This is a genomic window from Pseudoalteromonas sp. NZS71_1, assembly GCF_015864305.1.
Lineage (GTDB): Bacteria > Pseudomonadota > Gammaproteobacteria > Enterobacterales > Alteromonadaceae > Pseudoalteromonas > Pseudoalteromonas arctica.
This window is the reverse complement of the sequence record NZ_JADYXM010000010.1, coordinates 1-16,760: the sequence shown is the minus strand read 5'-3', so window position 1 is coordinate 16,760 and position 16,760 is coordinate 1. Positions and strand designations below refer to the sequence as shown.

The window sequence follows — 16,760 nt, the reverse complement described above, 5'->3', positions numbered from 1 at the left end:
ACTAACTCCCAAATACTTGTTGTAGTTTTGCTTTGGTTTTAGGGCCTGGTATGCCGTCTATGTCGAGATCGTGCTCGTACTGAAATTCCTTTACACCAATGCGAGTTTTTTTACCCATAACACCATCAACCGTACCACAATCAAACCCAAGCATATTGCACCGGCCTTGCACACCTGAAAGCGTGTCGATTGGATCTAGATTACCTATTTGTACCGCAAAGCTTTTAGTTGGTGAGGTATCGCCTTCATTTAGGTATAAATCGACGGTGCCAGTAAGGGCGTCGTTATTATTAAGTTCTACTTCGATAAGCCCATCACTTTGCAGTATGGTATCTATTGTTTGGTTACCAATATTAAGTACTACGCGTTTACCGGCTACATCATCGCCATCGTCGTACGATACTTGCAGGCGAAAATACTCTTTTTCGTTTTGTACAACAAAGCTATTAATGCTGTTGGTGCGCAGCGGTATAAACTTTTCTTTTTTTGGTGGAATCGTGATTTTATCGCCCGGGTAAATTAAATTAGGATCGGGGCGTAGGGCTTTAAACTCTGCGTTGCTTGGGTGGTTGTAAAGCGCTTTAGATGTTTGGTAGCCGTATTGCTTTGCTATGCGCAATAGCGTTTCACCTTGGGCTACGGTGTGTTGTTGGGTCATTGTGTATCCTTAAACTTTGCCTACAGACCAATCTTCGCTGTCGAGTTCAAAAAAGCTGACTTTAGCGTTTTCAAAGTCGGGGCCTGATACGTTGGCATAACCATTTTGGTCAAGTTGCCCGGTAATAATGTGGCCGTTGCGTAGGCGTATTTTGTAGCCCATGTTGGCTTGTGGTTCGCCAGCTTCGTCGAGTAGTTCTATTTCGTAGGCTAAAGTGGGTTGTTCAACAGTAAATGTGGTGGTGTCGGTTGCGCCACTGGCCGTTACTGTAACATTATAAAGACCCGATTTTACCTCAGCGTAGTGCTGCCAAAATGAGACTTCGTCGGGGCGTTTTTTTTCTAGTTGTAGTGTTATTTGACCACTTGTTGGCCCTTGCCACTGAATAACTACACTGCGGCTGTTACTGCATGAGCCTTCTATATTAAGTTTCCAACCATTGGGGACTGTTAAACTTGTGCCCGCTTTAGCAGGTTTACGCTCGCTATAGCCTAAATTGTAATCATAAATTAAGTTGGCATTTTTATAGCCGGTATATTGCTGGGCGAGTTGCTCTACGGTTTCGGCGGCGCTAAGTACGTGGGTTGTAAAATTTTGCCTAACAGTGTGCGATGCTTTTAGTAGCATTGTGCTGTTTAGCTCTGGCTTATAAATACGTACAGCGGGCGCATGTTGTTGTATAGGTTGCACCGCTTTTTTAGGTTTTTGATTATAGCTTTGCTGATTTATAAATTGCGGACTATTTTGCGCAGCTGATTGACTGTTTATAAATGCAGAAGTGCTTGGCGTCATTACGGTGTTATTTATAAAAGTATTGTTTTGCAACGCTGTTTGCGATGATGTAATTGAACCATTATTAACCGCACCCGAGTACTTTGTTGGTGCTTGAGTTTGTTTTGGGTAAACAGCTAGGCGTGTACTAGCTTGCTTAAAGAGAGAATACGGTACTTTTTTCCACTCTTTGTCTTTAGCCCAATACTGGCATTTATTATCGTCGCGTAAACGCGCAGCTTGGTGTTTATCTAGCGCACCAAATAGGTTGTCTTGCAGTTGCCTTTGCAACGCTTTAGGAAGTTTGCAAAGCTGAGCACGACTTAAATAAGAGAATGTAACCACAGGCTCTGAATTTTCAGGCTCATTATGTGGTTGTTCAAATAGTGGGGGGTAATTTAAGTTCACCGGATCCTTGGTGAGCATTTGCATCCTCGCTTTCTCTTAATAAGAGACTTATTTATTATTTAGTTACGGCTAAAAGGTATGCCGTTATTATAGTGCGTTAATATAAAGAAATAGGCACAAAAAATCTACAATGAATTTTTAAATTTGCTAACTTTGTTCAGTGTTTTCTCTTACGTAATGCCCGGCTCCACGAGTAATATAACGCAGCTGCCAAATAACGCGCTCAATCAATTCGTCGCGTTGCAATCCTTCTATATCGAGCGCTTCTGCACCCGCATTAAATACGAGCGTTACCATAGATTCCGCCTGAATATAGGCATGCATAGCATTACATTTAGTTTCACTTTCTAAATAATGAGCCAGCTCTAAAATAAAATGTTTTACCTCGCGGGCTACAGCGGCTCTAAATGCTTTAGAAGTCCCAGAGCGTTCTCGCAGCAACAACCTAAATTGGTTACTTGAGTTATCAATAAACTCCATAAAAGTAACCACTGAGGTATTTATAACACTGCCGCCATCGTTTGCTATTCGTCTGCGTGCTTGACGCATTAGTTGGCGAAGAGTTAAACCGGCTTCGTCTACCATGGTTAAACCTAGCTCATCCATGTCTTTAAAATGACGATAAAAAGAAGTTGGGGCAATACCAGCTTCTCGTGCTACTTCGCGTAAACTTAAATTCGAAAAACTATGATCAGCACTCAGCTGATTAAATGCCGCTTGAATTAACGCCTGTCGTGTTTTTTGTTTCTGTTGCGCTCTAACACCCGACATCAACAGCTCCCTGAATTATTTTATATGAATATTTAGTGATATTAGCTCAATTGTACAGTCTAATACTTGACGACGAGAGTTTGAAATACTATTTTAGCTTACAGTTGTACGCTGAGATTGAGAATTATGAATAAACCACCGATTATTTGGACAAACGTCCTATTTTTTAGCCTAACCTTTTTGGCGGCTGCCACACTTGTACCTTGGTACGCCATTAGCTACGGATTTACCAGCGCGCATTGGATTGCTTTTGTTGGCTGCATGTTTTATGCAGGCTTATCAATTACTGCCGGCTACCATCGATTATGGGCACATAAAACCTATAACGCACACCCTGCTGTTGAATTTATTTTTGCGCTTGGCGGTGCTTTTGCACTACAAAACAGTGCTTTGCATTGGAGTAGCGATCACCGTATACATCACGGTCAAGTTGACGACCCAATAAAAGACCCTTACGCGGCTACCAATGGTTTTTGGTATAGCCATATCGGCTGGATGTTACGTGACTACCAAGGCGATAGCTACAACGACTATAGTAATTGTCGTGATTTACAACGAAATAAAGTCGTTATGTGGCAACATAAGCACTACTTGAAACTAGCACTTGCTATGAACGTAGGTTTGCCTCTTGCACTTGGTTTATTAGTTGGTGATGTGTGGGGTATGTTAATTCTTGCAGGTTTACTACGCTTAGTACTAAGCCAACACTTTACCTTTTTTATAAATTCGGTTGCACATATTTGGGGCTCTCGCCCATACACCGAAAAAAATACGGCACGCGATAACGGTTTTTTAGCGTTATTTACATACGGTGAGGGGTATCACAACTTCCACCATATTTTTGCAAGCGACTACCGTAACGGTATTAAATGGTTTCATTACGATCCAACAAAATGGATGATCCGCTCTTTAGCCGCTGTTGGTTTAGCCAATAAACTAAAGCGTACACCTGTTGAACGTATCGAAAAAGCAAAGGCCGAAACGCTAATGAGCAAAACGCAAACGCGTCTTGCAAAATTGCCTTTAGCACAAGATAAGATTACATTATTACAACAAGAGTACGATTTACTGCTGAAAAAACTGCAAAATTATTGTTCACTACAAAAACAAGTGTTAGAAGTTAAAAAAAATAACATGGCAAAGCAGTGTGAACGCTCAGCATTAATGGCACAATACCATGAGTTGGAAGCCGCCTGGGAAAATCAAAAACAGGCATGGCTAGCACTTAATGCGAGGTTATTAAAAGCCTCTTTTAATTAATTTAGGAGTGGCTGTGGCCAAACAACCAGAACAAAAAAAAGTACCCGTGACATACCAATATGATGCAATAATTATTGGCACGGGTCCTGGCGGTGAAGGTACCGCCATGAACCTTTCAAAAAACGACAAAAAAGTAGCGGTTATTGAACGCCAAGAATCAGTTGGTGGCGGTTGTGTACATTGGGGAACAATTCCTTCAAAAGCGCTTCGCCACTCTGTTAGCCGCTATATTGAATACAAAGCAAATCCGTTATTTAATGTTGGTGAGCGCCCTAGCCGCTTAACATTTCCTGATATTTTACGTCACGCAAGTTCTGTTATTTCTAAGCAATCTAATTTACGTAGTAGCTTTTACGATCGTAACCGCATTCATATGTTTCAAGGTGATGCGAGCTTTGTAGATAAGCACACAATTGAAGTAAAAAGAAATGATGGTTCAACTGAGCGACTGACTGCTAAAACGATTGTTATAGCAACCGGCTCACGCCCTTATCGCCCACCAGAAGTCGATTTTACGCATTCTCGTATTTATGAGAGCGACACTATTTTAGGTCTTAAACACGATCCTCATCGCGTACTTATATACGGCGCGGGTGTAATTGGTTGTGAGTACGCTTCTATATTTAAAGGTTTAGGCGCTAAAGTTGATTTAGTTAATACACGCGACCGACTACTTGCTTTTATGGATGCTGAAATATCTGACGCGCTTAGCTATCACTTTTGGAACAGCGGTATTGTTATTCGTCATAACGAAGAGTTTGACCGAATAGAAACGCGTGACGACTGCGTTATTATGCATTTAAAATCAGGCAAACGCGTAAAAGCTGACTGTATTTTATTTGCTAATGGCCGTACTGGTAATACAGATACCTTAAACCTTGAAGCCATTGGTTTAAAAGCCGATAGCCGTGGCCAATTAAAAGTTAACGAAACATATCAAACAGAAGTTGATAACGTTTACGCTGTAGGTGATGTAATTGGCTATCCAAGCCTTGCAAGTGCTGCGTTTGACCAAGGTCGTATAGCTGCTGATGCAATTGCGTGTGGTAACTGTGACGACCGCCTGATTGTTGATATTCCGGCCGGTATTTATACCATCCCAGAAATGAGCTCAGTAGGTAAAACAGAGCAAGAACTTACAGCCGCTAAAGTACCTTATGAAGTTGGCCGTGCACAGTTTAAGCATTTGGCTCGCGCGCAAATTGCTGGTACTGAAGTAGGTAGTTTAAAAATATTATTCCACACTGAAACCAAAGAAGTACTTGGCGTACATTGTTTTGGCGAGCGTGCATCTGAAATTGTTCACATTGGCCAAGCCATTATGGAACAGAAAAATGGTGGCAATAATATCGACTACTTTGTAAATACCACATTTAACTACCCGACCATGGCTGAAGCCTACCGTGTTGCGGCATTAAATGGTTTAAATCGCTTATTTAAATAAGTAGTTTTAAAAGCCTTTATAAATAGGTAACAAAAAACCCGCAACTTAGCGGGTTTTTTACTTTTAAACAGTTTTAAAGTTTATTTAAGTAGCTATTACTTATGGTACTTAGCACTTAGCTCATGTACTGCATTAATGAATACACCAGCATTTTCAGGGTCTACATCTGGTGTAATACCGTGGCCTAAGTTAAACACGTGGCCATTGCCTGTACCGAAGTCTTCTAAAATAGTGCCTACTTCTTGGCGAATACGCTCTGGTGTACCGTGTAACATAGATGGGTCCATATTACCTTGTAGAGCCACTTTATCACCCACACGGCGCTTAGCGTCGCTAATATTAATAGTCCAATCAAGACCTATTGCATCACAACCTGTTGCTGCAATAGCTTCAATCCATTGACCACCATTTTTAGTAAACAAAGTAACCGGTACTTTACGACCATCGTATTCACGAATTAAGCCATCTACAATTTTATGCATATATTGTAGTGAAAACTCGTTGTAATCGCGCGGGCTTAATACACCACCCCATGAGTCAAATACCATTAGCGATTGCGCGCCAGCTTTAATTTGAGCATTTAAGTAATCGATAACTGAATCTGCTAACTTATCTAGTAATAAATGAAGTGTTTGCGGCTCTGCAAACGCCATTTTTTTGATTTTACCAAATACTTTGCTGCTACCGCCTTCAACCATATAAGTTGCTAGTGTCCAAGGTGAACCAGAAAAACCAATAAGTGGTACTTCACCCTTAAGTTCACGACGAATAGTGCTTACTGCGTTCATAACGTAGCCAAGCTCGTCTGTAGGGTCTAGCTTTGGAATTTTTTTAACATCAGCAAGTGATGAAATAGGACGTTCAAACTTAGGGCCTTCACCAGTTTCAAAGTAAAGACCTAAACCCATCGCATCTGGAATCGTTAAAATATCACTAAATAATATAGCAGCATCTAACGGGTAGCGACGTAATGGTTGCAGTGTTACTTCACATGCAAGTTCTGCATTACGGCACAGGCTCATAAAATCGCCCGCTTGTGCACGTGTTGCACGGTACTCTGGTAAATAGCGTCCTGCTTGGCGCATCATCCATACCGGAGTTACATCAACAGGTTGTTTTGCAAGTGCACGTAAATAACGGTCGTTTTTTAATTCGCTCATGGCGTAAATGATCCTAAGACTTGTATAAATTGTGCAAGATTGTACCACCATATTCCCCGACCCTCTATTGCTTAGGGACGAAAACAGCTTTACCTAGAGGCAGATCAATATAATGGCGTGTTTTAATCCATTTTGACTATAAAACAAGCAAAAAAGAATAACATTTAAAACTTTTTATTAATATGTTTGCAACATACTAAAAACCTTGTTATTGTTTGTCCCGCGTTAACAAAAACAACAATAAAAATCTTAAAACAATAAAAATAAAAGTTTTAAAATAATAACAATAAAAATCATCTCATAAAAATAAGAAAGCTTGTTATAACAAGTCACTGAAAGAAATTAGACCACCGTAACTGGTGGTTTTTTCTTGCCTGCAATAAAACTCCCTCATCTTAATTAATATAAAAAGATACAACTCACAACTGGGTTACTTTACTTGTTGATATACGCTCAAATTAAATATATCTTGATGTACAGTGAGTTATTATATTTTTAATTAAAAACCAACCCAGCCTAGGAGAATAATTATGCTGACGCGTGTAGAAAAAGCTCAACAAAAATGGGGTGGTAGCCACACAGTAATTGATAAATGGCTAAACGAACGCCAAGACCTTATTGTACTTTATTGCAAAATTGCAGGCTTTACGCCGTACGAAAAACAAGATCAGGCATTACCAGAGCCAAAGCTAATTGAATCATTTTGCCAACTTTTAATGGATTACCTATCTGCAGGCCATTTTGAAGTGTATGACGATATAGCAAAAGCATGTGAAAAAAAGGGCTTACAAAGCCAAGAGTTAGCAAACTCTATTTACCCGCGTATTTCTAGTACAACCGACATAGCGCTTGATTTTAATGATAAATACGCTGAAGTAGACAAAGAAGACTTGTTAAAGGGCTTTGATGATGACTTGTCTGTTATTGGTGAGGCATTAGAAGCACGCTTTGCACTTGAAGATGAGCTTATTGATAACTTGTTTTCTAATCACGCAAACTAATATGTTATTTACGCACATTAAAAAAGGGACCTAAGGTCCCTTTTTGCATTTACACAATAAGCTTATTATTGTGCTGGTGCTTCTTCATTTTGAATTTCAAGTAATTCAACTTCAAATACAAGTGTTGAATTAGCTGGAATCTTACCTAAGTCACGGTCGCCGTAAGCAAGTTCTGAAGGAATAGTGAACTTGTACTTAGAACCCACTGACATAAGTTGTAAACCTTCAGTCCAACCAGCAATTACGCGGTTAAGAGGGAAAGTTGTAGGTTCGTTACGTGCATATGAGCTATCAAACTCAGTACCGTCTAATAAAGTACCTTTGTAGTGTACTTTAACTACGTCTGTTGCTACTGGCTTTTCGCCATCGCCTTCGCTAAGTACTTCATACTGCAGGCCAGACTCAGTTACTGTAACGCCTTCTTTTTTTGCGTTGTCAGCTAGGTATTTAACACCCGCTTCTTTGCTTTTTTCAGACTCTACTTTTGCTTTTTCTTCTTGCTTAGTACGTACTGATGTATCTAGTTCAGTTAATACTTCGCGAATTTTTTCTTCGTCAATTTTTGCATTACCAGCAAGTGCATCTTCAAAACCACGGATTAGAAGTGCTTGGTCTAGCTCAATACCAATTTCTGTTTTGTCTGCTAAGTCTTTATTTAAAAAGTTACCTACAGATGCACCAATACCGTATGCTTGTTGCTGTTCTACAGTGTCTAATTTAACTTCAGCTTGTTCTTTTTTTGCTTCTTGATTACAAGCTGTAAGCGCTAAAACTGACGCTGCAATCAATGACAATCTAATCGTCTTTTTCATTTTAAATCTCCGACACACTTTGCAGTTGTCATTTTAATGTATTATTACTAGTTAAAGATTAACGGCCCACATGATAGGCTGCTTGTTTAATGACTAAATTCCACATTGTTAGCTAAACTAAAAACATATCCAGTGATTAGACAAACAACCTAGGCATTTAACGCGTCCTAGTCTAACCTCTCAGTCACTAAGAGTTAAGGGGAAATACCTGTAATATGTCGATATTTCGTACTTTTTTAATCGTATTTAGCTGTTTTTTAGCCATCGCCTGTACCGATAAAAAACAACACGCTGTAGCAAGTTACGAACATGCTGCACAAGGTGCGTTTTCATCAACACTTTCAAACGATGGTAAATACAGTTTGATCTCCTCTATCAACCATGGGGTCGCCCTGTGGGATAATCAACAGCAGGTACTAAAATACCAATGGTTTCAGCAGCAAGATCAAGACAGTTTGGTATACGCCGTTGCTATTGCTTTTGATAACAGCGTGGCTGTTACCGCCGAAAAAACCACGTTTGCTGTGTGGGATATAGCCACAGGCAAAAATAAAGGTTATTACAAAATACAAAAAGCCAGTATTCGCGATATTGCTATTAGCAATCAAGGTCGTAGTGTTTTATACGGCCGTAGCGACGGCGTTGTCGTATTTGTAAACCTAGAAACCGGACGTCGTATTGAGTTTTTAGGTCATCAAGATAAAGTTAACACCGTTGACCTATCACCTAACGGACGCTACGCCTTAAGTGGTTCTAACGATTATGTTGCTTACTTTTGGGATACACGTACAGGGCAAGTAATTCATCGTTTTAATCACCCAACGCGTGTTACCCAAGTGACGCTCGATCCACAAGGTCGCTATGCGTTTACGGCCGACAGTATGGCACAAGCAAATGTATGGAAGCTGACTACAGGTGATCTTGTGAGTAAACTGAAGTATATTGCGCGTCAGAAAATTTTTACTGCTGTGCGCTTTAACGAACAAGGCACTTTGCTTGCAACCGGCTCGCCAAATAAGCGCGTAGATTTGTGGCAAATACCAAGCGGTGAAAAAATTCAAACTTGGCAGGTTACCCCGCGCGAAGGCAGTAAGCCTAAATCGGCGGTGGTGCTAGATGTGACATTTACAGATAACGGTAAGTCGTTGTTAACCGAAAGCTCCAGCGGTATCGCAGAGCGATTTATTATACGAGAGAATAATGAACACAATTGAACATCGCTTAATGGAACTTGAAGCCAAAGTGGCTTTTCAAGATGAGACGATTGAAGTCTTAAATGATGAAATAAAAGTGCACCAGCAACTTTTAGCAAAAATGAAACGCCAAACTGAGCTGCTAGCAGAAAAAATTAAAGAGTCGCAGTCATCATCGTCTATGATGTCTGAAGCACCTGAGCCGCCTCCGCCGCATTACTAAAACAGGTAAAAGTTAGGCAATAAAAAACCGGGTTAGTCGCCCGGTTTAAATACACCAATTACTTGTTCAAATTGGCGAGTAGACGCCTGAACAGCGTTATCGGGTTGCGCCATTTTATGACCACACTCAACACACTCTACTTTTTCAACATCATGTTCTCTGTATAGCATCATAGTATCCATGGCTTTGCAGTCAGGGCACGATGCACCAGCAATAAATCGCTTCTTTTGTCTCACAACATTTTTCCTGTGGTTTGAACTGCTGTCATTTTATCGTATAACTTCACTTGTTGATACGCTTGATAAGAGCATTAAGTTCTATGTTATGATAGCGCCAACTTAACAAGGGCACAGCAAAGTAACGCATTCATGATCCAAATCTCAGAAATAGAACTACTTCGTGGCGGTAAAGCCTTATTAAAAAACGCATCAGCTACGTTATTCCCAGAGCACAAAGTAGGCCTTGTTGGCGCTAATGGCTGTGGAAAATCAACGCTATTTGGTTTACTAAAATCAGAACTGCAACTAGATGCCGGTAACTGCAGCATTCCAAAAGATTGGTCTATTGCCTCTGTTAAGCAAGAGACACCTGCACTTGAAATAAGCGCGATTGATTATGTACTTCAAGGCCACCCAGAATACTACGCAATGCGCATAGCACTGCGTGAGGCCGAGAAAAATAACGATGGCGACACACAAGCCAAAGTACATATTCAGCTTGAAAACATTAAAGGCTACAGCATTGAATCGACCGCCGGTGAGCTATTACATGGTCTAGGCTTTGCCAATAACCTTATAGAAAACCCTGTAAGCTCGTTTTCGGGTGGTTGGCGTATGCGTTTAAACCTTGCCCAAGCATTAATACGCGACGCCGATTTACTACTTCTTGATGAGCCAACAAACCACCTTGATTTAGATGCCGTTTATTGGCTTGAACGCTTTTTACGCGCTTACACAGGCACCCTTGTACTTATATCGCATGACCGTGAGTTTTTAGATGCGGTGGTTGATCAAATTTGGCACGTAGATAAACAACTTATCAACGTGTACAAAGGTAACTACTCGCAGTTTGAGCGCCAAAAAGCAGAGCGTTTACTACAACAACAAGCGATGTTTGATAAGCAGCAAGATCAAATTGCACACTTAGAGCAATTTATAACGCGCTTTAAAGCAAAAGCCAGTAAAGCTAAACAAGCACAAAGCCGTGTGAAAGCACTTGAACGCATGGAAAAACTAGCGCCGGCACATGCCGACTCGCCATTTAACTTTGAGTTTGCAGAGCCAAAAGCATTACCAAACCCACTAATGACAATAGATAAAGCCAAAGCGGGTTATGGTGACGTCACTATTTTAAATAATATAGAGCTAAACCTTGTACCAGGTAGCCGAATTGCTTTACTTGGTCGAAATGGCGCGGGTAAATCAACGTTAATTAAACTGCTTTCTGGTGATTTAGAGCCGCAAGCGGGCGAAGTTATTCAGCATCACGGATTAAATATTGGTTACTTTGCGCAGCATCAGCTGGAATCTCTTGATTTAAAAGCCAGTGCAATAACGCACATACAACGACTAGACCCAAAAGCCACTGAGCAATCACTACGTGACTTTTTAGGCGGCTTTGCCTTCATTGGCGATAAAGCACTTGAGCCTGTAGCCCCATTTTCGGGCGGCGAAAAAGCACGTTTAGTACTTGCCATGTTGGTATATCAAAAACCAAATTTATTACTTCTCGATGAGCCAACTAACCACCTTGATTTAGAAATGCGCCATGCACTTGTTATGGCACTACAAGGCTTTGAAGGCGCTATGGTTACCGTATCTCATGATCGCCATATGCTTAAAAATACTGCCGATGAGTTTTACTTAGTAGATGACGGCAAAGTAACTCAGTTTGGCTACGACCTAGATGCATATTACCAATGGTTACTTAACGCGAATAAAGAAGCGGTTAAAGCGCAGCAAACCGACGAGCCTAAAGCAAACCCAGGTGTTAACCGTAAGGAACAAAAGCGTTTAGAGGCTGAGTTTAGAAAAGCCACTCAGCCACTTAAAAAGCAAATTGAAAAGCTTGAAAAGCAACTCGATAAATTTACCGCCGAATTAAGTGAAGTTGAAGTGACCTTAGGTGATAACGAACTGTACAACGACGACAACAAAGCCAAGCTTAAAGAGTTATTAGCCAAGCAAGCAACCCTTACGCCTAAACTTAACGACGTTGAAGAAGAGCTACTTATGGCACTTGAAGAAATGGAAGAAAAAGAGCAGGCATTCGCCGATGAACTTGCTCAATAGCGACCATTTTTGGCAGTTTGCGTGCGCCTTGTACGCAAAGCCTGAGCAACAAACAACCTTGCTGGCACTACAAAACCAGCAAGGAAAAAACGTTAATTTATGCTTATTGCTACTTTATTTAGACTCATTAAATTTAAGTATTAATACCCAACAGCTAAATGAGTTAACGCAAGTAGTTAGTGAATTTGATACTTATGCATTACAGCCTCTGCGCGCTGCTCGTAGATATTTAAAAGCTAACCAGAATACGATAAGTGATTACGCCACAATACGCGCAGAGTTACTAAGCACTGAGCTAAAGCTTGAAAAACAACAGCAACATATGTTGATTGAAGCAGTAAATGAGTTTGAATTAATCCAACATGCAGAACCAAACAATATTGAGCTGTATATGAAAGCCACTTAGGCTGCGACTTTTTATACCCTCCTCCACTGCTCGTTCTATTTTCTTTGTGCAAAAAACCTTTAAGTAATTTATTCACAAAGAGGTTAAGAGGCGCTTCGCTTTTAGAGGAAAACAAACTAGATTACTTAGATAAAAATATAAATATTGAGCGGTTGTTTAGCTCAGCATTTTATTACCCTGCCCTAATTTTCTTCTCTTTTTCTTCTTTTTGCGCAAAGACCTTTAAGTAATTTACTCACAAAGAGGTTAAGAGGCGCTTCGCTTTTAGAGGAAAACAAACTAAATTACTTAGATATAAATATTGAGCAGTTTGTTGCTCTACCCTCATTTACTTCTCATTCTTTTCTCTTTGTGCAAAAAATCTTTAAGTGGTTTACTCAAAAAAGTTTAAAGCGCTACGCTTTTAGGTAAAGTGAAAAACTCTCTTAGCTCTCAGTGGTAATAACTTAGTAGCCCTTAAAGCATGATCTAAATCAACTTAGCTTCACCCCTATATCTGCTTATGTAAATAACTTGATCTCGATCACGTTGCGACCTGCAAACACCGCCTATGATTAACCCATCAACAACGAGGGGAACAACTCATGAACGTATTCTTTAGAGACTTTTTTACAGATCCAGTTTTATTTATGTCTTTTGGGTTTTTAACCATCGTTGTTTCTTTGTGTATCTTTTTTGCTTTTTTCTTTTTGAAAAAAATACATGATGCAGAAATCCCCGAACAAAATTAAGCACGACGCACTAAAGCGCCTTATTAGTTTACTAGTTAGGCGCTTTTTATTTTCTGAAGCGAAAAATTTGGTACACTAGCTTTTCGTTTAATACAAAGTGCGTAGTACAAACATGATCTCTCAGTTCAAACCAGCATGGTGGATGACCAATCGTCACGTTCAAACCATAATGCCGCGTTTTTTCCGCCCATTTCACCACACTCGCTACGAACTTGAGCAACTTGATACACCTGATGGTGACTTTATTGAGCTCGCATGGTCACTTCCACATAACGAAACCGCTCCACTTGCCGTTGTTTTACATGGCCTTGAAGGCAATATAAATAGCTTTTATGCCAAAGGCATGATGAAGGCGTTAAAAAAGCAAGGCTATGCAGTTGTGCTTATGCACTTTAGAAATTGCTCAACTGAAGTAAATCGCCTACCTCGCGCTTATCACAGCGGTGACACCGCCGATTTAGCCTTTTTTATAAATCACTTAAAGCTGCAATTTCCTGAGCGCACTATGGTCGCTGTAGGTTTTTCGTTAGGCGGTAACGTACTGGCCAAATACTTAGGTGAACAATCACAAGCATGCCCACTAAGTGCTGCAGCCGTGGTATCTGCTCCTTATGATTTGTCGTCATCAAGCGATGTTATTCGTAAAAGCTTAGGTAAAATTTACCAAAAATATCTGCTCGATCGCATGAAAAAATCAATGCAGCGAAAACTGCCGCAAATTAAGCAGCAAATTTCATTAACACCAAAACAGTTAATGAAAATTGACGATTTATTAGAGTTTGATAATCAATTAACAGCCCCTCTGCATGGTTTTGAAAACGCACACGATTACTATCGCAAAGCCAGTGCAATGCCGTACTTAAAAGATATCGCTATACCTACACTTATTATTCATGCCAAAGACGACCCTATGCTCTCAATTAAGGCCGTACCAAGTAGGCAAGACGTAAGTGAGCATGTTACGCTGCGCATCTCTGACAAAGGCGGGCACGTTGGTTTTATTAGCGGTAAAAATCCGTTTAAGCCTATATTTTGGTTAGAGAAAGCCGTGCCATGCTATTTTGGGCAACATGTTTTAGGCAACGCAAACAAAGAGCAATTATGATTATCCCTTTTGAACAACTCGATAAAGATACACTATACAACCTAATAGAAAGCTATGTACTGCGCGAAGGCACCGATTATGGCGAAGTAGAAGCAAGCATCGAATCTAAAGTTAACCAAGTTAAGCTACAGCTTAAAAATGGCGAAGCAATGGTATTTTTCTCAGAATTACATGAGTCAGTTACTATTATTTCTAAGGGCGAATTTAAAGCGCTGCAAAGTGAAGAGCATCAAGCAGAGGCGTTTGATTAAGGTGTAGTACTTGTAACTTTTGAATTGAACGTACACAATGGCTTTTTACCCAAAGAGCCAAAACATGATAAAACTCAGCACTCTAGTGGTAGCCATATCACTAGCTTTAACTAGCCAAGCCCAAGCAGAACAAACAATAACAGCATCTGACAAGGCAATTAAACTCGCTAAAGGCACCATTTTAATTGATACCCATATCGATGTACCTTATCGAATTCACGAAAGCTGGGTTGATGTAACTAAAGCGACAACTGATGGCGATTTTGACTACCCTCGCGCTGTAAAAGGCGGTTTAAACGCACCGTTTATGTCGATTTATATTCCTGCGCATTTGGAGTTTGAAGGTAAAGGTAAAAGCTATCAGCTAGCCAATCAAATGATTGATAGTATGGAAGCCATAGCCCAGCGCGCGCCCGATAAGTTTGCTATTGCTAGCTCAAGCAGTGATATAGAGGAGCAATTTAAACAAGGTAAGCTCTCTATCGCAATGGGTATGGAAAATGGCTCTCCAATCGAAGGGGATATGAAGAATCTTCAGCATTTTTACGAGCGTGGCATTCGCTACATCACGCTAGCGCACTCGCAAAGCAACCATATTTCGGATTCTTCTTACGATATACGCCGTAAATGGAAAGGCTTAAGCCCATTTGGTAAAAAGCTTGTCACTGAAATGAATAATATTGGTATGTTAATCGACGTTTCGCATATTTCTGATGATGCGTTTTATCAAGTTATGGATCTATCTAAGACACCAGTAATAGCCTCGCATTCATCACTTCGTAAATACACGCCAGGCTTTGAGCGTAATATGAATGACGATATGCTATTGGCGCTTAAAGAAAATGGCGGCGTTATTCAAATCAACTTTGGCTCAAGCTTTGTTACCGCTAAAGCAGGTAGTTGGGGCAAGCAATTAAAAAACACAAAAGAGTCCGTTAAAAAAGACGGGACCAAATTAAGCAAAGATTTTGATGCTGCGTACCGTGCTAAAAACCCGTATCCATTTGCAAGTCTTGAGCAGGTGCTTGACCATATTGATCACGTAGTTGAGCTAATTGGTATTGATTATGTAGGTATTGGCTCTGATTATGATGGAGTTGGCGATTCATTACCTATCGGTTTAAAAGATGTATCTAGCTACCCTAATCTTGTTCAAGGTTTAATGGACAGAGATTACAGCGACAAAGATATTAAAAAGATTCTTAGCGGTAATTTATTAAGAGTGTTAAAACAAGCTGAAGAATATGCTAAAAAGCATTAAAGCTTTTATCATATATTAGTAATTGGCTAAAAGACCAAGAGCTAACTCAATATAAGCGCGGCCTAGCCGTGCTTTTTTATATTTAAGAGCTCAGTTATTTTCAGCAACCTTTTACCTCGGGTTTCGTAAAACTCAACCCAAGCTACGACAAGAAAGTTATAACTCAAAGCTAAGCACCTACGCCTGAGGTAAGAGCGCCACCTTCATATGACACTTTTCTTCAGGCATTAAAAAAGGCCACCTAAGTGACCTTTTTCTAACAATTAACTTTAAAGTTAATTATTACGCTACGATAGTTGCTACAACACCAGCACCTACAGTACGACNATTACGCTACGATAGTTGCTACAACACCAGCACCTACAGTACGACCACCTTCACGGATAGCAAAACGAAGACCTTCATCCATCGCGATTGGTGCGATTAGAGTTACTGTCATCTTGATGTTATCACCAGGCATTACCATTTCTACGCCATCTGGTAACTGTACGTCACCTGTTACGTCAGTTGTACGGAAGTAGAACTGTGGACGGTAACCTTTAAAGAATGGAGTATGACGACCACCTTCATCTTTCGAAAGTACGTATACTTCTGAAGTGAATGTAGTATGTGGGTTGATTGAACCAGGCTTAGCTAGTACTTGACCACGTTCAACGTCTTCACGCTTAGTACCATGTAGAAGTGCGCCGATGTTTTCGCCAGCACGACCTTCGTCTAGACGCTTACGGAACATTTCAACACCAGTACAAGTAGAACGAGTTATATCATTGATACCAACAATTTCTACTTCGTCATTGATGCGGATGATACCAGCTTCAACACGACCAGTTACAACAGTACCACGACCCTGGATTGAGAAAACGTCTTCGATAGGCATGATGAATGGCTTATCAATGTCACGCTCTGGCTCTGGGATGTAAGTATCAAGTGCGTTTGCAAGCTCAACAATCTTATCTTCCCACTCTTTCTCGCCTTCTAACGCTTTAAGCGCAGAACCAGCAATTAGAGGTAAGT

Annotated in this window: 17 protein-coding genes; 10 read left to right on the top strand and 7 right to left on the bottom strand. The window is 40.4% G+C overall.

The features are described from left to right. Nucleotide 1: 1 nt before the first annotated feature. The 3 genes from I6F43_RS14310 to fabR form a co-directional block, all read right to left on the bottom strand. Nucleotides 2-658 carry a PGRP and LysM peptidoglycan-binding domain-containing protein gene (locus I6F43_RS14310; RefSeq protein ID WP_197102840.1) on the bottom strand — a complete coding sequence of 219 codons (657 nt, stop codon included), beginning with the start codon at nt 656-658 and terminating at the stop codon, nt 2-4. Nucleotides 659-667: 9 nt separating this feature from the next. Further along, the gene (locus tag I6F43_RS14305; RefSeq protein WP_231614089.1) at nt 668-1,855 is read right to left on the bottom strand and encodes a hypothetical protein; all 1,188 of its coding nucleotides are present in this window, start codon (nt 1,853-1,855) and stop codon (nt 668-670) included. 129 nt (nt 1,856-1,984) lie between these two features. Next, nucleotides 1,985-2,608: an HTH-type transcriptional repressor FabR gene (gene fabR / locus I6F43_RS14300; protein WP_007582233.1), complete on the bottom strand. Its 624-nt coding sequence runs from the start codon at nt 2,606-2,608 to the stop codon at nt 1,985-1,987. 126 nt (nt 2,609-2,734) lie between these two features. On the opposite strand from fabR, the gene I6F43_RS14295 reads away from it, so the two are divergent. Then, on the top strand, nt 2,735-3,868 hold the full coding sequence (locus tag I6F43_RS14295; RefSeq protein ID WP_007582235.1) for an acyl-CoA desaturase: 1,134 nt from the start codon (nt 2,735-2,737) through the stop codon (nt 3,866-3,868). A gap of 13 nt (nt 3,869-3,881) precedes the next feature. Further along, nucleotides 3,882-5,312 carry a Si-specific NAD(P)(+) transhydrogenase gene (gene sthA, locus I6F43_RS14290; protein WP_007582237.1) on the top strand — a complete coding sequence of 477 codons (1,431 nt, stop codon included), beginning with the start codon at nt 3,882-3,884 and terminating at the stop codon, nt 5,310-5,312. 95 nt (nt 5,313-5,407) lie between these two features. On the opposite strand, the gene hemE is transcribed toward sthA, so the two are convergent. Continuing rightward, nucleotides 5,408-6,472 carry a uroporphyrinogen decarboxylase gene (gene hemE, locus I6F43_RS14285; protein WP_002961084.1) on the bottom strand — a complete coding sequence of 355 codons (1,065 nt, stop codon included), beginning with the start codon at nt 6,470-6,472 and terminating at the stop codon, nt 5,408-5,410. A gap of 530 nt (nt 6,473-7,002) precedes the next feature. Here hemE and I6F43_RS14280 point away from each other — a divergent pair. Continuing rightward, nucleotides 7,003-7,473 carry an Rsd/AlgQ family anti-sigma factor gene (locus I6F43_RS14280; protein WP_007582240.1) on the top strand — a complete coding sequence of 157 codons (471 nt, stop codon included), beginning with the start codon at nt 7,003-7,005 and terminating at the stop codon, nt 7,471-7,473. Nucleotides 7,474-7,538: 65 nt separating this feature from the next. Here I6F43_RS14280 and fkpA read toward each other — a convergent pair whose 3' ends face one another. After that, nucleotides 7,539-8,285: an FKBP-type peptidyl-prolyl cis-trans isomerase gene (gene fkpA, locus I6F43_RS14275; protein ID WP_007582243.1), complete on the bottom strand. Its 747-nt coding sequence runs from the start codon at nt 8,283-8,285 to the stop codon at nt 7,539-7,541. 215 nt (nt 8,286-8,500) lie between these two features. On the opposite strand from fkpA, the gene I6F43_RS14270 reads away from it, so the two are divergent. Together I6F43_RS14270 and I6F43_RS14265 are read left to right on the top strand one after the other, a co-directional pair. Further along, the gene (locus I6F43_RS14270; RefSeq protein ID WP_101162983.1) at nt 8,501-9,499 is read left to right on the top strand and encodes a WD40 repeat domain-containing protein; all 999 of its coding nucleotides are present in this window, start codon (nt 8,501-8,503) and stop codon (nt 9,497-9,499) included. After that, the gene (locus I6F43_RS14265; RefSeq protein WP_007378900.1) at nt 9,486-9,701 is read left to right on the top strand and encodes a SlyX family protein; all 216 of its coding nucleotides are present in this window, start codon (nt 9,486-9,488) and stop codon (nt 9,699-9,701) included. Before I6F43_RS14270 ends, I6F43_RS14265 begins: the two co-directional genes overlap by 14 nt. A gap of 32 nt (nt 9,702-9,733) precedes the next feature. Here the strand turns inward: I6F43_RS14265 and I6F43_RS14260 are convergent, their stop codons facing one another. After that, entirely contained in the window at nt 9,734-9,937 is a 204-nt protein-coding gene (locus I6F43_RS14260; protein WP_007378899.1) for a YheV family putative zinc ribbon protein, read from the bottom strand. Between the two features lie 132 nt (nt 9,938-10,069). On the opposite strand from I6F43_RS14260, the gene I6F43_RS14255 reads away from it, so the two are divergent. The 5 genes from I6F43_RS14255 to I6F43_RS14235 all read left to right on the top strand — a co-directional run bounded on the left by I6F43_RS14255 (nt 10,070) and on the right by I6F43_RS14235 (nt 15,746). Next, nucleotides 10,070-11,992: an ATP-binding cassette domain-containing protein gene (locus tag I6F43_RS14255; protein ID WP_024589507.1), complete on the top strand. Its 1,923-nt coding sequence runs from the start codon at nt 10,070-10,072 to the stop codon at nt 11,990-11,992. Continuing rightward, the gene (locus tag I6F43_RS14250) at nt 11,976-12,398 is read left to right on the top strand and encodes a TIGR02444 family protein (RefSeq protein ID WP_197102827.1); all 423 of its coding nucleotides are present in this window, start codon (nt 11,976-11,978) and stop codon (nt 12,396-12,398) included. The genes I6F43_RS14255 and I6F43_RS14250 overlap by 17 nt, the downstream gene beginning before the upstream one ends. Nucleotides 12,399-13,241: 843 nt before the next feature. Then, nucleotides 13,242-14,234 (top strand): hydrolase, encoded by a 993-nt coding sequence (locus I6F43_RS14245; RefSeq protein ID WP_007582255.1) that lies wholly within the window; start codon nt 13,242-13,244, stop codon nt 14,232-14,234. Beyond that, on the top strand, nt 14,231-14,485 hold the full coding sequence (locus I6F43_RS14240; RefSeq protein ID WP_007582257.1) for a YheU family protein: 255 nt from the start codon (nt 14,231-14,233) through the stop codon (nt 14,483-14,485). The genes I6F43_RS14245 and I6F43_RS14240 overlap by 4 nt, the downstream gene beginning before the upstream one ends. Nucleotides 14,486-14,549: 64 nt before the next feature. After that, a complete protein-coding gene (locus tag I6F43_RS14235; protein WP_197102825.1) occupies nt 14,550-15,746 on the top strand; it encodes a dipeptidase in 1,197 nt (398 codons plus the stop codon). A gap of 328 nt (nt 15,747-16,074) precedes the next feature. Here I6F43_RS14235 and I6F43_RS14230 read toward each other — a convergent pair. Next, nucleotides 16,075-16,760 (bottom strand): EF-Tu/IF-2/RF-3 family GTPase (locus tag I6F43_RS14230; RefSeq protein WP_269435320.1); only part of this gene is annotated, 686 nt, incomplete at its 5' end.

What these genes read in the sequence shown, in the direction of transcription:
- I6F43_RS14240 (WP_007582257.1), top strand. Translation starts at nt 14,231, where the DNA reads ATGATTATCCCTTTTGAACAACTCGATAAAGATACACTATACAACCTA.
- I6F43_RS14265 (WP_007378900.1), top strand. Translation starts at nt 9,486, where the DNA reads ATGAACACAATTGAACATCGCTTAATGGAACTTGAAGCCAAAGTGGCT.
- I6F43_RS14305 (WP_231614089.1), bottom strand. Translation starts at nt 1,855, where the DNA reads ATGCTCACCAAGGATCCGGTGAACTTAAATTACCCCCCACTATTTGAA.
- I6F43_RS14310 (WP_197102840.1), bottom strand. Translation starts at nt 658, where the DNA reads ATGACCCAACAACACACCGTAGCCCAAGGTGAAACGCTATTGCGCATA.
- hemE (WP_002961084.1), bottom strand. Translation starts at nt 6,472, where the DNA reads ATGAGCGAATTAAAAAACGACCGTTATTTACGTGCACTTGCAAAACAA.
- I6F43_RS14250 (WP_197102827.1), top strand. Translation starts at nt 11,976, where the DNA reads ATGAACTTGCTCAATAGCGACCATTTTTGGCAGTTTGCGTGCGCCTTG.
- I6F43_RS14255 (WP_024589507.1), top strand. Translation starts at nt 10,070, where the DNA reads ATGATCCAAATCTCAGAAATAGAACTACTTCGTGGCGGTAAAGCCTTA.
- I6F43_RS14235 (WP_197102825.1), top strand. Translation starts at nt 14,550, where the DNA reads ATGATAAAACTCAGCACTCTAGTGGTAGCCATATCACTAGCTTTAACT.
- fabR (WP_007582233.1), bottom strand. Translation starts at nt 2,608, where the DNA reads ATGTCGGGTGTTAGAGCGCAACAGAAACAAAAAACACGACAGGCGTTA.
- I6F43_RS14270 (WP_101162983.1), top strand. Translation starts at nt 8,501, where the DNA reads ATGTCGATATTTCGTACTTTTTTAATCGTATTTAGCTGTTTTTTAGCC.
- I6F43_RS14245 (WP_007582255.1), top strand. Translation starts at nt 13,242, where the DNA reads ATGATCTCTCAGTTCAAACCAGCATGGTGGATGACCAATCGTCACGTT.
- I6F43_RS14280 (WP_007582240.1), top strand. Translation starts at nt 7,003, where the DNA reads ATGCTGACGCGTGTAGAAAAAGCTCAACAAAAATGGGGTGGTAGCCAC.
- I6F43_RS14295 (WP_007582235.1), top strand. Translation starts at nt 2,735, where the DNA reads ATGAATAAACCACCGATTATTTGGACAAACGTCCTATTTTTTAGCCTA.
- fkpA (WP_007582243.1), bottom strand. Translation starts at nt 8,285, where the DNA reads ATGAAAAAGACGATTAGATTGTCATTGATTGCAGCGTCAGTTTTAGCG.